This is a genomic window from Tenacibaculum agarivorans (genome assembly GCF_001936575.1).
In the GTDB taxonomy this organism is placed as follows: Bacteria; Bacteroidota; Bacteroidia; order Flavobacteriales; family Flavobacteriaceae; genus Polaribacter; species Polaribacter agarivorans.
Map to the genome: position 1 here is coordinate 103,113 of NZ_MSMP01000001.1, position 16,435 is coordinate 119,547.

The 16,435-nt window shown below is 31.3% G+C and carries 21 protein-coding genes and 3 tRNA genes; 13 read left to right on the forward strand and 11 right to left on the reverse strand.

Annotation, left to right across the window (positions count from 1 at the left end; translation table 11 throughout):
* Entirely contained in the window at positions 1–807 is an 807-nt protein-coding gene (locus tag BVC87_RS00455) for a mechanosensitive ion channel family protein (protein WP_075340372.1), read from the forward strand.
* On the opposite strand, the gene tsaB is transcribed toward BVC87_RS00455, so the two are convergent.
* From tsaB to cyoE, 11 genes are all read right to left on the reverse strand, one after another.
* Complete coding sequence (gene tsaB, locus BVC87_RS00460) at positions 804–1,481, reverse strand: tRNA (adenosine(37)-N6)-threonylcarbamoyltransferase complex dimerization subunit type 1 TsaB (protein WP_075340373.1); 678 nt, start codon at positions 1,479–1,481, stop codon at positions 804–806. The genes BVC87_RS00455 and tsaB overlap by 4 nt on opposite strands.
* A 33-nt stretch (positions 1,482–1,514) precedes the next feature.
* Positions 1,515–2,825: a serine hydrolase domain-containing protein gene (locus tag BVC87_RS00465; RefSeq protein ID WP_234974608.1), complete on the reverse strand. Its 1,311-nt coding sequence runs from the start codon at positions 2,823–2,825 to the stop codon at positions 1,515–1,517.
* A gap of 27 nt (positions 2,826–2,852) precedes the next feature.
* Entirely contained in the window at positions 2,853–4,193 is a 1,341-nt protein-coding gene (locus BVC87_RS00470; RefSeq protein WP_075340374.1) for a TolC family protein, read from the reverse strand.
* 67 nt (positions 4,194–4,260) lie between these two features.
* Complete coding sequence (locus tag BVC87_RS00475; RefSeq protein ID WP_317041701.1) at positions 4,261–4,407, reverse strand: hypothetical protein; 147 nt, start codon at positions 4,405–4,407, stop codon at positions 4,261–4,263.
* Positions 4,408–4,465: 58 nt separating this feature from the next.
* Entirely contained in the window at positions 4,466–4,999 is a 534-nt protein-coding gene (locus BVC87_RS00480; protein ID WP_075340376.1) for a DUF420 domain-containing protein, read from the reverse strand.
* A complete protein-coding gene (locus BVC87_RS00485; protein ID WP_075340626.1) occupies positions 4,992–5,639 on the reverse strand; it encodes an SCO family protein in 648 nt (215 codons plus the stop codon). The genes BVC87_RS00480 and BVC87_RS00485 overlap by 8 nt, the downstream gene beginning before the upstream one ends.
* Positions 5,626–6,231 carry a hypothetical protein gene (locus BVC87_RS00490; protein WP_083629166.1) on the reverse strand — a complete coding sequence of 202 codons (606 nt, stop codon included), beginning with the start codon at positions 6,229–6,231 and terminating at the stop codon, positions 5,626–5,628. Before BVC87_RS00490 ends, BVC87_RS00485 begins: the two co-directional genes overlap by 14 nt.
* A 138-nt stretch (positions 6,232–6,369) precedes the next feature.
* Entirely contained in the window at positions 6,370–6,711 is a 342-nt protein-coding gene (locus BVC87_RS00495; RefSeq protein WP_075340378.1) for a cytochrome C oxidase subunit IV family protein, read from the reverse strand.
* A gap of 21 nt (positions 6,712–6,732) precedes the next feature.
* Entirely contained in the window at positions 6,733–7,713 is a 981-nt protein-coding gene (locus BVC87_RS00500) for a cytochrome c oxidase subunit 3 (RefSeq protein WP_075340379.1), read from the reverse strand.
* Positions 7,714–7,770: 57 nt separating this feature from the next.
* Entirely contained in the window at positions 7,771–8,355 is a 585-nt protein-coding gene (locus BVC87_RS00505) for a cytochrome c oxidase subunit 3 (protein WP_075340380.1), read from the reverse strand.
* Complete coding sequence (gene cyoE / locus BVC87_RS00510) at positions 8,356–9,264, reverse strand: heme o synthase (RefSeq protein ID WP_159439291.1); 909 nt, start codon at positions 9,262–9,264, stop codon at positions 8,356–8,358.
* A gap of 165 nt (positions 9,265–9,429) precedes the next feature.
* Here cyoE and BVC87_RS00515 point away from each other — a divergent pair.
* From BVC87_RS00515 to BVC87_RS00570, 12 genes are all read left to right on the forward strand, one after another.
* Positions 9,430–9,501: transfer RNA gene (locus tag BVC87_RS00515), tRNA-Gly, on the forward strand.
* A gap of 20 nt (positions 9,502–9,521) precedes the next feature.
* A tRNA-Leu gene (locus BVC87_RS00520) sits at positions 9,522–9,607 on the forward strand.
* Between the two features lie 57 nt (positions 9,608–9,664).
* Positions 9,665–9,750, forward strand: a tRNA-Leu gene (locus BVC87_RS00525).
* A gap of 337 nt (positions 9,751–10,087) precedes the next feature.
* Positions 10,088–10,798: a DUF547 domain-containing protein gene (locus BVC87_RS00530; RefSeq protein ID WP_075340382.1), complete on the forward strand. Its 711-nt coding sequence runs from the start codon at positions 10,088–10,090 to the stop codon at positions 10,796–10,798.
* Positions 10,799–10,828: 30 nt separating this feature from the next.
* The gene (locus BVC87_RS00535) at positions 10,829–11,164 is read left to right on the forward strand and encodes an arsenosugar biosynthesis-associated peroxidase-like protein (RefSeq protein ID WP_075340383.1); all 336 of its coding nucleotides are present in this window, start codon (positions 10,829–10,831) and stop codon (positions 11,162–11,164) included.
* A gap of 87 nt (positions 11,165–11,251) precedes the next feature.
* A complete protein-coding gene (gene arsS, locus BVC87_RS00540; RefSeq protein ID WP_075340384.1) occupies positions 11,252–12,304 on the forward strand; it encodes an arsenosugar biosynthesis radical SAM (seleno)protein ArsS in 1,053 nt (350 codons plus the stop codon).
* A gap of 49 nt (positions 12,305–12,353) precedes the next feature.
* Positions 12,354–12,851: a rhodanese-like domain-containing protein gene (locus tag BVC87_RS00545; RefSeq protein WP_075340385.1), complete on the forward strand. Its 498-nt coding sequence runs from the start codon at positions 12,354–12,356 to the stop codon at positions 12,849–12,851.
* A complete protein-coding gene (locus BVC87_RS00550; protein ID WP_075340386.1) occupies positions 12,844–13,449 on the forward strand; it encodes a TIGR04282 family arsenosugar biosynthesis glycosyltransferase in 606 nt (201 codons plus the stop codon). Before BVC87_RS00545 ends, BVC87_RS00550 begins: the two co-directional genes overlap by 8 nt.
* Positions 13,446–14,261, forward strand: coding sequence for a purine-nucleoside phosphorylase (locus tag BVC87_RS00555; RefSeq protein ID WP_075340387.1), 816 nt, complete (start codon positions 13,446–13,448; stop codon positions 14,259–14,261). Before BVC87_RS00550 ends, BVC87_RS00555 begins: the two co-directional genes overlap by 4 nt.
* Positions 14,261–14,674, forward strand: coding sequence for a DoxX family membrane protein (locus BVC87_RS00560; RefSeq protein WP_075340388.1), 414 nt, complete (start codon positions 14,261–14,263; stop codon positions 14,672–14,674). Before BVC87_RS00555 ends, BVC87_RS00560 begins: the two co-directional genes overlap by 1 nt.
* A 2-nt stretch (positions 14,675–14,676) precedes the next feature.
* Positions 14,677–15,645 carry an arsenosugar biosynthesis arsenite methyltransferase ArsM gene (arsM, locus tag BVC87_RS00565; RefSeq protein WP_075340389.1) on the forward strand — a complete coding sequence of 323 codons (969 nt, stop codon included), beginning with the start codon at positions 14,677–14,679 and terminating at the stop codon, positions 15,643–15,645.
* Positions 15,646–15,856: 211 nt separating this feature from the next.
* Positions 15,857–16,429, forward strand: coding sequence for a hypothetical protein (locus tag BVC87_RS00570; RefSeq protein ID WP_143569681.1), 573 nt, complete (start codon positions 15,857–15,859; stop codon positions 16,427–16,429).
* Positions 16,430–16,435: the final 6 nt, after the last annotated feature.

Consider the following 16,435-nt stretch of genomic DNA (forward strand, 5'->3'; position numbering starts at 1 on the left):
ATGGAACAAAATCTAGCAAACATCAAAAGTATTCTATTAGAATACGCACCTAAAGTTGTATCGGCACTAATTATTTTAATTGTTGGTTTATGGATTATTGGCATGCTAACAAAAGCGGCTAAAAAAATAATGGAGAGTAGAGGCTTAGATGTATCTCTAAGAGGCTTTCTTACTAGCTTAATAAATTGGTCACTTAAAATATTTTTATTTGTTACAGTAGCTGGAAAATTAGGTGTAGAAACAACTTCTTTCGCTGCTATTATAGCTGCTGCTGGTTTAGCAATCGGTATGGCACTACAAGGTTCTTTAGCTAATTTTGCCGGTGGAGCTTTATTAATGGTTTTTAGACCTTTTAAAGTAGGTGATTATATAGAAGCCCAGGGTGAACAAGGAGTGGTAAAAGACATTCAAATATTCACTACAAAATTGAATACTGTAGATAATAAAGAGGTTATTTTACCAAACGGTGCATTATCTAATGGTAATATTATAAATTACTCTTCTGAAGCTCAAAGACGTGTAGATTTAACTTTTGGCGTTTCTTATGATGCAGATATTAAACAAACTAAAGAGGTTTTATTATCTGTTATAAATTCTACACCTTTTACCTTAAAAGATCCTGCTCCTGCTGTTATGGTTGGTGAATTAGCAGATAGTTCAGTAAATTTTATCACAAGAACATGGGTTGAATCTGCTGATTATTGGAATGCTTATTTCCATATTATGGAAAACGTTAAGATTGAATTAGACAAGGCTGGTATTGAAATACCTTATCCACACTCGGTAGAAATTCAAAAAGAAGGTTAAACTTTCTTTTTTTCTTGAGTAACAATAAAGTCTTTCAAATAAAAAGGCTCAAAATAAGCGACATCTTCGATGTCGTTTTTTTTGTACTTCTCATAACTTAAAGTCGCTAATTGAATTGCAGATGGATGCTTATCTTCAATAAAATGAGCATTAGTATGTGTCAGTGTCTCTTTACACTTACTACTCCCATCTCCTAAAAAGTATACTTTCTTATTAAAGTAATCAGCAAAAGAATTTTCATCTATAATTTGTGCTTCGATCTTTCTAACCAAATTATAATGCTGATCGAAAATTGCTGAATATACCTCCATCCTTCTAGCATCTAACATAGGCACTATATATGCCTCATCTTCTATATGTATAGCTCTTGCTAAAGAACTTAAGGTATCTATACTAATTAAAGGTATATTCAATGCAAAACATAAGCCTTTGGCTGCAGAAACACCAATTCTAAGTCCAGTGTAAGATCCTGGACCTTTACTTACCGCTATAGCATCTAAATCTTGTGGAGAGTATTTTGCTTTTTTTATGACTTCATCTATAAAGGGATGTAATTTCTCAGCATGAGAATAATTTAAATCATTCAGTTCTATACTTTCTAATACTTCTCCGCTTTTCGCTATACTTACTGAACAATTTTTTGTTGATGTTTCTATGTTTAAGATTAAAGCCAATGTGTACGATTTTAGCACAAATATACAAAAGGCTTATTCTTTTGTTAAAGTAAAAACGCCTCCCCCTTGTTTTAACGTCATCTCCTGCTTTTCTCTATTAAACTCTAAAACGATACCCGCTTGTTTAAAAGTGAAAACACTATCATTTTTCGCTTTTAACACAAAAGAGGATTGACCTGTAGCTTGAGCCGATAATTTTCCATCTACAACACGTATTGTTATTTTTAATGGAAAACTATTAGAAGCATACACTCCCGTTAACTCGTTAAGCTTATTTTCATCGATCTTTATTTCTGAAAAATCTGGTAAGTCAAACTCTTTCCCATATGCAGCTCTTAACAATACAATAGATAAATCATTTAAAGTGAAATCTGCTACTCCATTAGAAGTTGTTGCAATCCCTATTCTATCTTTAGGAAAATACATTAATACGGAATGAAATCCATCAATTCCACCGTTATGCCCATACCCTTTTTCCTTTCTAAATGGATACGAAAATATTCCTAATCCATAACCCTCATCAAGCTTAATCATTTCTGAGACGCTCTCTTTTGACACTATTTTATATTCAAATAAAGCATCAATAAACATTACCAAATCTGAAGGCGTAGAAATAATACAACCAGCACCTAAAGGAATAGACATGTCCGTTTCAGCTGCTATTCTCCAATTCCCATTTTTCTTATACGAATTACACTCATTACTATTCAAGTTGATTGTAGAGCCTACTTGAGTATTCTTTAAACCTAATGGTGAAACAATATTATCTTGTAATAGAGTCGCATATGATTTTTGATAAATATCTTCTAGTATGAATGAAAGTAATACATAATTAGAATTACTATACGAATGTTTTTCTCCAGGATTAAAACTAGGTTTGAAGCTGTAAATGATATCTAGTATTTCCTTTCTAGTTTTTTCTGAGGTATAATACGTGAGATATGACGCGTCATTTGTGAAATTAAAAATCCCACTAGAATGATTTAAAAGATTTTTTATAGTAATCTTTTTTGCATTTTTGACATCTGGAAAGTAAGTATCTAAAGTAGTTTCTAATTTTATCTTATTAGCTTCTATAGCTTTAAGAATCAAAACAGATGTAAATGTTTTAGTTATGGAACCTATTCTAAATTTAGTATCTACAGTATTCTTTTGGGCTTTACTTATATCAGCATACCCTATAGTTTTTCGATATATAATTTCTCCATTTTTAATAACGGACGAACTACTGAAAAGCTTATCCTTTTCTTCTAATACAGAAAAGTAAGCATCCAGTTTTTTGGCATTAATTTCTTGAGAGAATGTATTTATCCCTATTAGAAATAAAAGCAATATCTTTTTCATAATATTATACATCTGATTACAGTAGCACTAGTCTAAAACATTTTCTCCGTAGTAAAACTTTAAAACTTTGGTTTTAAAAATATAGTCATATTTAGCTCTGATAGATGCTGATTGAGCATTTACCAATCGATTACGAACCTGATCATAATCAAATTGTGTCATTGCTCCATAATCGAAACTTGCTTGTGCATTTTTAAAAGCTTCTTCCTGTGCTTCTAAGGAAATACTAGCTGCTTCGTAAGTTTTTGCTGCTGCTTTAGCATCTAAAAATGCTTGTTCTATGGTTTGCTGTAGACGAAGTTTTTCACTCTCTAAATTATTTTCTGAAATAATCTTGTTAATTTGAGAACGTTCTACATTAGCGTCATTACTAAAACCATTAAAAATTGGTATAGAAACACTAAAACCTAAACCGTAACCTAAATTATTATCCAATTGAGTGAATAGACCTTCATTACTAAAACCTGGAGGTAAATCTAGATTAAAACCATAATTTGTTCCAACACTAGCAGAAGTATTTATAGTAGGTAAATAACCTGCTCTTGCAATTTCTATAGCTAATTTAGAATTTTCAATACCTAACTTAGCTCTCTCTATTTCTGGTCTGTTAGTTAATGCTTTTTGATACACCTCATTTGAAGAACTATATAATAAACTTGCTGAAGGTGAACCTACTTCAATAACTTCAACATCAAAAGCATCATAAGATACTTGCAATAATTGTGCTAATTGTAACAAAGCAAGGTTTAAACTGTTTTCCTGAGTCACTACATTTTGAGCATCATTCGCAGCTGTAGATTGGATATTTAATAAATCTCCTTTTGGAACCGCTCCTGCGTCAAACTGAGCCTGAGCTCTTTTAATTTGATTCCCACTAATTTCTGCTTGTACTCTAGCAGCTTCTAAATTTTCTTTAGCAAACAGTACATTAAGATAAGTATTTACTACCTGAAGTGAAATATCATTCTCAATCACTTCCAAATCCAATTTACTAGCTTCAACTCCCAATTGAGCTTGCTTATAAGTATTTAAATTTCTAAAGCCATTAAAAACAGTATAGCTTGCACTAAGAGATAAAGCCCCACCAAAAGTAGTAGTAGAAACCCTATCATTCGATACAGGATCAAAGGTAGATCCGAAGTTTAAATTACCTCCTGTAGAAGCATTAAGGGATGGTAAAAAATTTGCTTTGCTACTTTTTACATCCTTTTCTGATACTTCAACATTTAGTTTATTTATTTTAACAGTAATATTATTTTTTAACGCGTGGTCAACACACTGTTTCAGTGTCCATTTTTTTTGTCCAAAAGAGAGTGTGGTTGCAAGTAGTAGCGTAGCCGTTAATAGGTTAAGTCTCGTATTTTTCAAAGTATAATTTATTTTGTATCGATATGACGACAAATTACACATTATGTTACAGAAAAAGAATTGATTTTTAGTTTTTAGCTTTTTTCCTATGTCTATACATCATAAAAAACAGTAACCCCACTAGTATGTAAGGAAAAATCATTAAGTAAGTAATCCCATCATTTACGCCTTCTGCAACAGTTTCATTGCCTCCTTCAACAACGGCTTTACACATAGCACACTGACTAGAAATCGATTGTACAATGCATAAAAAAAAGATTAAAAAGATTTTTTTAGTGTACATAATAAGGTGAAATCATGATATAAATAATAACTCCGGTAACCGCTACATATAACCATAAAGGAAATGTAATCTTGGCAATCTTTTTATGCTTCTCAAAATCATTCAATTTTGCTCTCATAAAAGTAAAAAGTACAAATGGTATAATTACAACTGAAAGTAATATATGAGTGATCAAAATAAAATAGTATATATATTTTATAGTTCCTTGACCACCAAAAGGTGTAGAATCTGAAGTCATGTGATAAGCAACATACATCACTAAAAATAGAGCTGAACAAATTATAGCTGTAGTATTTAATTGTTCATGTAATTTTCTATTTCCTTTTTTAATTGCCACTACAGAAGCAACTAGTAATATTGCAGTTAGTCCATTAATACCTGCATAAATAGGCGGTAGAAAAGATAAAGGAGCTACATTAGGTATTTTAATTCCAAATAATGCTGCTACTGCTATTGGAATTACTATAGAAACTATAGTAATAAATTTTTTATATTTTTTTTCTTGTGCAGTTAAATTACTCATTTAATAACAATTTAATATCCTCTTTTAATTCATGAATTTGGTCTTTTAAACCTTCTTCTTCTAATGCTCTATACACAAAAATAGCATTACCATGCTCGTCATATCTAGATCGAATGTATCCATTTTTATCAACCAGCGCAAAACTTCCTGAATGATAAAAACCTCCGTGATCAGTATCTCCTTCACCTGAAGGTAATTTAAATCCATTATTAGAAAAATTATATACTTCTTCAGCGGTTTTACCTGTCAATAAATGCCAGTTTTTATGATTAATATTATGATTTTTAGCATACTCACTTAATACTTGAGGAGTATCTACATGAGGAGTAATAGAAAAAGAGGCAATTCCAAAATTTGGATTTCCTAGAAATTCATTTTGAATAGTCACCATTTTTCTATTCATAATAGGGCATATGGTTGGGCAAGTAGTGAAAAAAAACTCAACTACATATACTTTACCTTTATAATCTTTATTTGTGATAGTCTTTCCATCTTGATTTATATATTCAAAAGACGGGACTTTAGTAAATTTATGTAAATCTCCTTTTTGAAAATGTTTTACAATTTTAGGAACGGAATAAATTCCAAACAATAAAATAATAAAAGATATACCTATATATGAATAGTTAGTTTTTTTCATTTGAGATACTATTTTTCCTTCTTTCGTCACTATTTCTATTCTTTTTTAAAGCAAAACTGTATTCTGCTAATACCACTTTTACATCATCATGCATATCATTCTTCAATTCAGCCACAGAATTCATATCATAACCAAAGAGTTTTTTATCTTTCTGACTCTTAATTGTTGATTTACCTCTTCTTAGATTATCTTCTTTATCAATAATAAAAGCTTTAGAAGAATGTGCATTATCATCTAGAGACCCGGTAGTTTTGAAACTTTGAAATATAGCTTCAAGCTCTGCTTTAGAAGCATAAATAAAGTTCCACTTTACCATGTTAGTAGATAGACTTAATCTTTTCTTTATTTTTTCTGTATTCTTTTCATACCCTTTTTCTACTAAAGCAATCATCTGAAAGTCTGTATATCCATAAAACTTTTTGTAGATTTTTTCATTTAGGTTATATATTTCCCCGTGACTGGCTATAGAATCACTTCCTACAAAGGTAACTACCGATACTTTACCTTTAAATTGAAATGCTTTATCAACATTTGAAACATCAATAACTTCTTTTACCACTACTGGCAACTTTCCAAAGTTGTTTGTTCCCATTTGAAGAAAAATGTAAAATAATAAGGGAACAATAAACAAACAGAATAGTACTACGTATTTTTTACTAATCTTCATTATTAAATATCAGTATAGTTTATTGCAAAAAAAAAGTGGTTTTAACCACCTTTTTTTATTTGATTACCATTTAATTAATGGTGCTAATGTATCGTATAAATAACCTCCTTCAATTAGGACGATTAATAATAAATAACAAATTAAAAATACTCCTGTCCAAACAATTGCTCTTCTGAACCATTTTTTTTCACCTTCTAAGTGCATAAAAGCCCATGCAATATAATATGCCTTAGCTAAGGTTAATATAATGAAGATCCAGTTTAACCAACTTGTTCCAGGACCATGTAAGTGTAATGCCTCTGGCTTAACAATACCTAATCCTACTTCTACTGCAGTGATTACAGATAATATTGCTAATACAATCCAAATTCTTTTTGTATTCGATTCGTGTGTATGACCTGCCATTTTAAATACTTTAAAAATTAATTATACTAAGTAGAAGAAGGTAAATACAAATACCCAAACTAAATCTACAAAGTGCCAATATAAACCTACTTTTTCCACCATTTCGTAATGTCCTCTTTTTTCATAAGTTCCTAAAACCACATTAAAGAAAATAATGATGTTAATTACGATTCCAGAAAATACGTGAAAACCGTGGAAACCTGTGATAAAAAAGAAGAAGTCAGCAAATATTGGATTTCCATATTCATTTACATGAAGGTTAGCTCCTTCAACAACTTGACTAGCTTTAGAAAGTTCTTTAATACTTTCATCTCTAGATAGTATGATTTTTTGTTTCGTTGCTAAATCAATTCTTTCACTTCTAATTTGTAAAGAAGGATCATTCTTAAATGCTTCTTGTACTTGTGCTACTGAATATTGAGAAATAGTGTTCTCTTTTGTAAACCATAACCCATTCTTTCTAGAATGTTGCTCTCTACCATCAGTTCTTTCACCAGTTACAAAATCAGCTAATGCTATCTGGTGTCCATCTTTTACAAACTGTAATATTTTATTATCCTTAGTTTTTACCGCTCCGTATGAACCTTTAATGAATGTTTTCCATTCCCATGCTTGAGATCCTACGAAGATCAAACCAAATATAATGGTAACAAACATGTACAATGCAACTTTCTTTTGTTTCATATGGTGACCAGCATCCACTGCTAATACCATTGTTACAGAAGAAACAATAAGAATAAACGTCATAAACGCTACATAATACATTGGATAATTTCCATGAAAGAAAGGAACGTGAGTAAATACCTCATCTGCGATTGGCCAAGAGTCTATAAATTTAAAACGTGTTAAACCATAAGCCGCTAAAAACCCAGAGAATGTTAATGCATCTGATAAGATGAAAAACCACATCATCATTTTTCCATAACTTGCTCCGAAAGGCTTTGCTCCTCCTCCGCTCCAAGTTTCTTTATTATCAGAATTTACAGCAATATTAGCTTCCATAAATGTCTATATCAGTTAATTTTTGTTAAATCGTCCGCCAAAATTACGCATTTTTACTCACCTAATGAAATAGAAAAAGAAAAATAGATAAATCCATAAAATATCTACAAAATGCCAAAAGATTGCACCTAGTTCAAAACCAAGCATATCAGTAGACGAGTACTTCTTTTTAAAATGATTATAAATAACAACAATTAGTACAATAACACCCGCTATAAGGTGTAAAACGTGCATAAAAGTTATCCCTATGATAAAAGAAGTAGACACGTTACTATCTTTTCCTGTAAAATATAAGCCTACACTTCTTAGTTGTTCAAAACCAACATACTGATACCAAACAAAAAGTAAACCTAAAATAAAGGTCACTATTAACAATATAATTGAGTTTTGATGTTTATCTTTTTTTAAAAATCTTTGAGAGAAAAATAATGTAATACTACTCGCTATAATTAAAAAGGTACTAACATAAAAAGCTTGAGGTAAATCAAAAGTAACCCAATCTTCACGTTTCATACTTACTACATAAGCACTTGTAAGTCCAGCAAAAAACATAACCATACTTACTAATGAAATCCACAACATTGGTTTTGCAGATTTTTTCTTTGCTATTTTTAATTCATTATCTACTTGAACTCTATCCATTTAGTGAAAAAATTTATCTATAACATATATTATTGGCAGTACTGTTATGTAAAAAACACTTGCCAACATTAATTTTCTAGCATCTGTATTCGCTTCAGACTTATATAATTTAATTGCATAAAACAACATTAACCCTCCTAATAAAGCAACTATTATTGCTGTGATAGGATAAATAAATAATCGTCCTGTTGTTTTTAGCACTGGTGCAATTGAAATTAACAACATTACACATGTGTAAAATATCATTTGTATAACAGCGCCTTTATCTTTCTTATCCATAGGAAGCATATGCAATCCTGCTTTCTTATACTCTTCATCTTGTAGCCAACCTATAGCCCAAAAATGAGGAAATTGCCAAAAAAATTGAATCATAAATAAAAAGCCTGCTTCTATACCAAATTTACCTGTAGCTGCAACCCAACCTAACATAAAAGGAATAGCCCCTGGAATAGCTCCTACAAAAACAGCTAAAGGAGTAACTGCTTTTAAAGGAGTGTAAGCACTCGTATATAAAAAGATTGAAATAGCTCCAAATAGTGCACACTTAGGATTGATCGAATATAAAATACCAATACCCATTATGGTAAATGTAATTGCTATAATTAAAGCTGTAGTTACACTCATCCTCCCTGAAGGCAATGGGCGATTTTTTGTTCGTTGCATTACCGCATCTATATCTTTTTCTATTACCTGATTAAATGCATTGGATGCACCTACCATTAAATAGCCACCTATAGCTAATAATACTACTATGGAATAATCTATAGATTCGGCGCCAAGTAAGTAACCTGCTACTGAAGTAAATACTACACTAATTGAAAGACCAACTTTAGTAAGTTGTTTAAAATCTAAAAAAATTGTTTTAATCATCGACTTTTCTGCCATCAAAACGGTTTCCACCTTGCTCATTACAAAATTTTTGCAAAGATATTTTATTTTATCCATTAAAAATAAGGTTTTCATAATTTTGAAACAGAAAAAAAACAAAAACCACTTTGTAATTAAAAAAATGGTGTTATATTTGCACCCGCATTCGAAGCAATGCACATGTTCATTAAAATAATTTTTGACTACGCGAAAGTAGCTCAGGGGTAGAGCATCACCTTGCCAAGGTGAGGGTCGCGGGTTCAAATCCCGTCTTTCGCTCAATCCTTTTAAAAATATACGCTGAAGTGGTGGAATTGGTAGACACGTTGGACTTAAAATCCAATGAGCCGTAATGCTCGTGCGGGTTCAAGTCCCGCCTTCAGTACTAAGCCTCACTTTTATTAGTGAGGCTTAATTTTAAAAGTAGTCAAAAAAAATATACGCTGAAGTGGTGGAATTGGTAGACACGTTGGACTTAAAATCCAATGGGCCGTAATGCCCGTGCGGGTTCAAGTCCCGCCTTCAGTACAAAAGCCGAAACAATTTGTTTCGGCTTTTTTTGTTTACACTTATACTTCCTTCAGTTTATTTTAAAATAATAAAAACTTTTTATTTTGATTATCAATTATTTAAATGAAAATTAAAAAAATAAGTGATTTTCCTATAGTGTTTATTTTAAAAAATGATATATATTTGTAATGTCTCTAAAGACGTTTAGAGATACTTTTTCTTTTTCATAGCAATTTTCCCACTCAATCTTTGAGTGGGTTTTTTTATACTCACAATTTAATAATATAATTTTTTGGAATATTCTTTGTAAAGATGTTGTAACGCATACGTCTAAAACCACAAACAAGTACATATTATGAAGAAAGTAATTTTTATCCTGTCAATATTTTTATCAATCAGCATTTCTGCACAAACCTCAACATTTAATACTTTATTAAATACTCACGTAGATGCAAAAGGCAATGTAAACTATAAAGCTTTTAAACAAGATGAAGCGAAGTTAGATAGTTACTTAACCTATTTAAAGGATACAAAACCGAGCAGTTCATGGTCTAAAAACAAGCAAAAAGCATTTTGGATTAATGCTTATAACGCCTATACTATTAAATTAATCTTACAAAACTACCCTACCAAAAGTATCATGAAGATTAAAAAGAAAGGAAAAACAGCATGGAAAATTCCTTTTGCTGTAGTAGGTGGTAAAACCTATACTTTAGATCATATTGAACATAAAATATTACGTAAAAAATTATTTGACCCAAGAATTCATGTTGGTGTAAATTGTGCATCAGGTTCTTGCCCTAAACTACACAATAAAGCGTTTACCGCTAAAAATATAGACGCAGAATTAGAATCATTAATGAAGCAATTTATTAATGACTCAAAAAGAAATAATTTAGCAAAGAAAGATGTAGTTCAAATTTCAGAAATATTCAATTGGTTTAAAGCTGATTTCACCAAGAAAGGTTCAGTGATTGACTATATTAACAAGTATGCTAACGAAAAAGTAGATGACAATGCTAAAATCCGTTACCTATCTTACGATTGGAGTCTAAATGGAAAATAGTATTTTTATACTACACAAATAAAGTAATACATGTCTAAAACATATTATGATCCTTCAGACTTGCGTAAGTTTGGAAAAATAACAGAATGGAGCGAAGAACTTGGTAACAAGTTCTTTGACTATTATGGAAAAGTATTTGAAGAAGGCACTTTAACCGCCAGAGAAAAAAGTTTAATTGCTTTAGCTGTAGCACATACAGAACAATGTCCGTACTGTATAGATGCTTACACTAAAGACGGTTTACAACGCGGAATCACTAAAGAAGAAATGATGGAAGCCGTACATGTAGGTGCAGCAATTAAAAGTGGCGCTACGTTAGTTCACGGAGTTCAAATGATGAATAAAGTGAATAAATTAGAAATGTAGAATTAAAATTTCTAATGTCACCTCGAGTGCAGTCGAGAGGTTTTTTAATTAGACCTCGACTGAGTTCGACCTAACATAATCTTTAAAATGAAGAAATCGCTTTTAGCAAGAAATAATGATTTAGCAAACACACAGCGACAATTAGAAATATTATCGAACGGTATATTTCAAAGTGGAGAGCTACCAACTTTTGCTAACAAAATAAAAGAGACAAATCAGTTTCCTTTACGACCTAAGAAATTAGAAATCTTACAGATCAACTTAGGATATATGTGCAATCAAGTTTGCGCACATTGTCATGTAGATGCTGGTCCTGATAGAAAAGAAATCATGACACGTGAAACCATGCAACAATGTCTGGATGTCATTAAAAGAACTGGCGCTCACACTTTAGATTTAACAGGTGGCGCTCCAGAAATGAATCCTGACTTCCGTTGGTTTGTAGAAGAAGCTTCGAAAGCAGGGATTAAAGATTTTATTGTTCGTTCTAATCTTACTATAATAAGGGCTAATAAAAAATATTACGATCTACCAGAATTCTTTAAAAAGCACAATGTACATGTTGTCTCTTCAATGCCACACTGGACAAGAGGAAAAACAGATAAACAACGTGGAGATGGTGTTTTTGACAAATCAATTAAAGCTCTACAAATGCTGAATGATGTTGGATACGGAAAAGAAGGAAGTGGATTACAATTAGATTTAGTGTACAATCCTTCAGGAGCGTTCTTACCAGGAGATCAAGCTGCATTAGAAAGTGATTTCAAAAAAGCTTTAGATGAAGATTTCGGAATTATTTTCAATAGTTTATTCGCAATTACAAACTTGCCTATTAGTCGATTTTTAGATTATTTAATTGCTTCTGAAAATTATGAAGATTATATGTATGCTTTAGTTGAAGCGTACAACCCAATGGCTGTTGAAAATGTAATGTGTACCAATACTCTTTCTGTGAGTTGGGATGGTTGGTTGTATGATTGTGATTTCAATCAAATGCTAAATTTAAAAGTGGCTAGTAAAGTAAAACACATTTCAGAATACAACGAAGAGTTATTACAAAATAGAAATATCATCATTAACCAGCATTGTTATGGTTGTACAGCTGGCGCAGGAAGTAGTTGTCAAGGAACAGTAGCATAACGATGATCTGTTGTCATTTAACAATAAATACTTTTTAACTTTTGAAAAAATGAAAAACGTAGTCCTTATTATATCTTGTCTTTTAGCACAAAGTATCTTTTCACAAAAAGGACTACAAAAGTTATTAAAAAAGTACAATCAAGAAACTGTACCTTATATTCATGTAGAAAACTTGAATGAAAAAGATGACAACACCATTCTATTAGATGCTAGAGAACCTAGAGAATTTGAGGTAAGTCATCTTAACAAAGCCATTTGTGTTGGATATGATCATTTTAACTTAAAATCTACCCTACAACAGTTACCAAAAGATAAGAATACAAAAATAGTGGTATATTGTTCGTTAGGTATCCGTTCAGAAGATATAGCCGAACAACTAAAAAAAGCGGGGTTTACTAATGTATTTAATCTCTATGGTGGTATTTTTGAATGGAAAAACAAAGGGAACACGGTAGTAAATAAAGAAAATACTCCAACAGAGAAAGTTCATGCTTTCAATAAAGAATGGGGCGTATGGCTAACCAAAGGAATTAAAATATATGAGTAAAAATCTGTTGATGATTTTTACCAGAAATCCTGAATTAGGAAAGGTAAAAACACGACTCGCAAAATCTTTAGGTAACGAAAAAGCGCTAGAGATTTATAAATTTTTATTAAATAGAACCAAAGAAATAACACAGCAAGTATCTTCAGACAAAGCTGTGTTTTATTCTGTTAAAATACGAGATAACGATATTTGGGATGCCTCTATTTTCCTAAAGTTTCAACAAGAAGGTGACGACTTGGGCGAACGCATGCAAAATGCATTTCAAAAAGCATTTTCAAACGGTTATAATAAAGTCGCCATTATTGGTAGTGACTTATTTGATTTAACCCCTAATCATATTACTAAAGCTTTTGAAGAATTAGATAGAAATGATATTGTTTTAGGCCCTGCAGAAGATGGTGGTTATTATCTACTCGCTTCAAAAAAAGTGCACCCAAAAATATTTAGTAATAAAGAATGGGGTACCTCTTCAGTTCGAAAAGAAACACTGAACGATTTAGAAAAAGAAAGTGTACATTTATTGCCAATGTTAAATGATGTAGATGTAGTAGAAGATATTCAAAATCACCCAGCTTTTCAACAATTTTTAAACTCATGAAAAAACAACAACTACAAGAAACTATAGACTTCCTTTCATCAAAAGGAATTAATCAACCTGAAATTGGTATTGTGTTAGGTACCGGACTAGGAAAACTTGTTGATGAAATTAATATTGAAAAAGAAATAGCCTATAGTGAAATCCCAAATTTCCCTGAAGCTACTGTTGAATTTCATTCAGGAAAACTAATTTTCGGAACCTTATCCGGGAAAAATGTAGTCGTTATGTCTGGTCGTTTTCATTTATATGAAGGATATACTCCATGGGAAGTTACCTATGGAATTAGAACCATGCATGGACTTGGCATCCAGTATTTACTCATTTCAAATGCTGCTGGTGCAATCAATCTTTCCTATAAAAAAGGAGATTTAATGTTAATTGAAGACCATATTAATCTACAAGGAAATTCTCCGCTAGCTTTTAGTGAAGCCAAAGAGTTTGGGAACATTTTTGCAGATATGCTAGAGCCTTATTCAAAAAAATTAAACGAACAACTGAAAGTTATTGCACAAAACAACGACATAACTTTACATGAAGGTGTATATGCAAGTGTATTAGGGCCACAATTAGAAACACGTGCCGAATACAGAATGCTACAAATTCTAGAGACTGATGCTGTTGGAATGAGTACAGTACCAGAGGTTATTGTAGCTAAGCAATTAAATATTCCTTGTTGCGCTATTTCTGTATTAACAGATGAGTGCGACCCTAAAAATTTAGCCCCAGTAGATATTCAAGATATTATTGCTACTGCAGGAAAAGCTGAACCTAAACTGGTAGCTATTTTTAAAGAATTGATTAATAAATTATAATGTTAAATAAACAAATCGCTGTACTTACAATTAGAGTAATTCTTGGTTTTATTTTTTTCTTCCAGGGGTTTGGTAAAGTATTTAAGTTTGGGTTAGACACTGTGTATAAAAACTTTTTCCAAGCAAGTTATGCAGAGTTATTGCCAGACTTTTTATTATTGTTTTCTGCTTATTTTACTTCTTTAGCAGAACTTATAGCGGGTTTTTTATTAATCATTGGCTTTAAAAGAGATTATGCACTGTATAGCTTAGCCTTAGTACTCATAATAGTTACTTTTGGGCACGGATTAAAAGATCCTATATGGGACTTATCTCATGTAATGTATAGAACAATACTTTTGGTTAGTTTATTACTACTCCCAAAAGAACTTGATAAATTTTCTGTAGACTTTTTAATAAAAAAAGACAAGTAAGAATGAGTTATTTAGAAACAACAAAAGATGTATATAAGGAAGCAGCATTAACTCCAGATGTTGGGTTATGCTGTACTACAAACCCTATTTGGGAGTTACCAGGATTAAAAATTCCTAAAATCATGCAAGAGATGAACTACGGATGTGGTTCTACTGTGCACGCTAGAGATTTAACGAATAACCCAAAAGTGTTATACGTTGGTGTTGGTGGCGGAATGGAATTATTACAATTTTCGTACTTCTCTCGTCAAAAAGGTGGTGTAATTGGAGTTGATGTTGTAGATGAAATGTTAGAAGCTTCACGTAAAAACTTTACAGAAGCTGAAGAACAAAACGATTGGTTTAAAAGTGAATTTGTTGATCTAAGAAAAGGAGATGCCTTAAACCTTCCTTTGGAAGATAATTCTATTGATGTAGCTGCTCAAAATTGCTTATTCAATATTTTTAAAGCTGATGATTTGAAGAAAGCTATTGCTGAAATGTATCGTGTATTAAAACCTCACGGACGATTGGTAATGAGTGACCCTACTTGTGAGCAACCTATGAACGAAACGTTACGTAATGACGAGCGTTTACGTGCATTATGCTTAAGTGGAAGTTTACCTATTGCAGAATATGTAAAGATGTTAACAGATGCTGGTTTTGGTACTATTGAAATTAGAGCTAGAAAACCCTATCGAATTTTAGATCCAGTAAATTACCCAACTGATGAATTAATTTATATTGAATCTATTGAAGTTGCTGCAATTAAAGATCCAATGCCAGAGGATGGACCTTGTATTTTTACAGGAAAAGCAGCGATTTACTTTGGTCAAGATGAATATTTTGATGATGGTAAAGGACATACATTATTACAAAATCAACCTTTAGCAGTATGTGATAAAACTGCTGCTGCATTACAAGGCCTAGGGAGAGATGATATTTATTTTTCAGAATCTACATTCCACTATGATGGTGGAGGATGCTGCTAATTATAGTAGCAGTAAGCAGTATTAAAAGTGAGCAGTGAAAATAATGTATTTTTTGAATGAATAAAATTTCATCTGCATTGAATGAATCTTACAATATAATAATTACGGAAAACCGCATTTTAAAATGCGGTTTTCTCCTTTTATAAAATGATCATAAAAGCTTGAAAGACGTAATTACCTATATTTGCATCGGAAAATTTTAATTTAAAATATGATGAAAAAGAATCTTACCTTCTTGTTATTACTATTTGTAATTTCTAATTCTTACGCTCAAATAGATGCGTTAATAATATTTAAAGATGGAACTGAATTAAGGGATGTTTTTAAAAGTAGAGGAAACAAATTAAAGTCTCTCGAAAGTGGTAAAAAATACCATATCAATGATATGCATAAGATAACATATTTCAAAAAAGATACGATTACTTATGACATCATAGACACAAAAATTTACCTGAAATCTAAAAGAAGTAGTAGACAATTATTGAGAATAATTTATAACGGAAAGAACATAAACCTATATGCTTCAACAGAAAGCTATCAATCTGGTGGAACAGTAGGGATGACCACTTATGGAAATATTAGCAAAGCTTTTGTACAAAGAAAAGGTGAAGACTTTGCATATGATATTAGTTATATACATGCAGTTCAACACAAAGGAATTAAAAAAAGATTAAAAGCTTATTTTAAAGATTGCCCAGAATTAATTGAAAAAATTAAAAAGAAAGAAATTCGTAAAAACGAACCTATGAAAATTGTTATCTTTTACGATGAACATTGTAATTAATATATA

What these genes read in the sequence shown, in the direction of transcription:
- BVC87_RS00495 (WP_075340378.1), bottom strand. Translation starts at nt 6,711, where the DNA reads ATGGCAGGTCATACACACGAATCGAATACAAAAAGAATTTGGATTGTA.
- BVC87_RS00555 (WP_075340387.1), top strand. Translation starts at nt 13,446, where the DNA reads ATGAAAAAACAACAACTACAAGAAACTATAGACTTCCTTTCATCAAAA.
- BVC87_RS00505 (WP_075340380.1), bottom strand. Translation starts at nt 8,355, where the DNA reads ATGGATAGAGTTCAAGTAGATAATGAATTAAAAATAGCAAAGAAAAAA.
- cyoE (WP_159439291.1), bottom strand. Translation starts at nt 9,264, where the DNA reads ATGAGCAAGGTGGAAACCGTTTTGATGGCAGAAAAGTCGATGATTAAA.
- BVC87_RS00455 (WP_075340372.1), top strand. Translation starts at nt 1, where the DNA reads ATGGAACAAAATCTAGCAAACATCAAAAGTATTCTATTAGAATACGCA.
- arsM (WP_075340389.1), top strand. Translation starts at nt 14,677, where the DNA reads ATGAGTTATTTAGAAACAACAAAAGATGTATATAAGGAAGCAGCATTA.
- BVC87_RS00500 (WP_075340379.1), bottom strand. Translation starts at nt 7,713, where the DNA reads ATGGAAGCTAATATTGCTGTAAATTCTGATAATAAAGAAACTTGGAGC.
- BVC87_RS00560 (WP_075340388.1), top strand. Translation starts at nt 14,261, where the DNA reads ATGTTAAATAAACAAATCGCTGTACTTACAATTAGAGTAATTCTTGGT.
- BVC87_RS00530 (WP_075340382.1), top strand. Translation starts at nt 10,088, where the DNA reads ATGAAGAAAGTAATTTTTATCCTGTCAATATTTTTATCAATCAGCATT.
- BVC87_RS00545 (WP_075340385.1), top strand. Translation starts at nt 12,354, where the DNA reads ATGAAAAACGTAGTCCTTATTATATCTTGTCTTTTAGCACAAAGTATC.
- arsS (WP_075340384.1), top strand. Translation starts at nt 11,252, where the DNA reads ATGAAGAAATCGCTTTTAGCAAGAAATAATGATTTAGCAAACACACAG.
- BVC87_RS00485 (WP_075340626.1), bottom strand. Translation starts at nt 5,639, where the DNA reads ATGAAAAAAACTAACTATTCATATATAGGTATATCTTTTATTATTTTA.
- BVC87_RS00490 (WP_083629166.1), bottom strand. Translation starts at nt 6,231, where the DNA reads ATGGGAACAAACAACTTTGGAAAGTTGCCAGTAGTGGTAAAAGAAGTT.
- BVC87_RS00480 (WP_075340376.1), bottom strand. Translation starts at nt 4,999, where the DNA reads ATGAGTAATTTAACTGCACAAGAAAAAAAATATAAAAAATTTATTACT.
- BVC87_RS00550 (WP_075340386.1), top strand. Translation starts at nt 12,844, where the DNA reads ATGAGTAAAAATCTGTTGATGATTTTTACCAGAAATCCTGAATTAGGA.
- BVC87_RS00475 (WP_317041701.1), bottom strand. Translation starts at nt 4,407, where the DNA reads ATGTGTAAAGCCGTTGTTGAAGGAGGCAATGAAACTGTTGCAGAAGGC.
- BVC87_RS00570 (WP_143569681.1), top strand. Translation starts at nt 15,857, where the DNA reads ATGATGAAAAAGAATCTTACCTTCTTGTTATTACTATTTGTAATTTCT.
- BVC87_RS00535 (WP_075340383.1), top strand. Translation starts at nt 10,829, where the DNA reads ATGTCTAAAACATATTATGATCCTTCAGACTTGCGTAAGTTTGGAAAA.
- BVC87_RS00465 (WP_234974608.1), bottom strand. Translation starts at nt 2,825, where the DNA reads ATGAAAAAGATATTGCTTTTATTTCTAATAGGGATAAATACATTCTCT.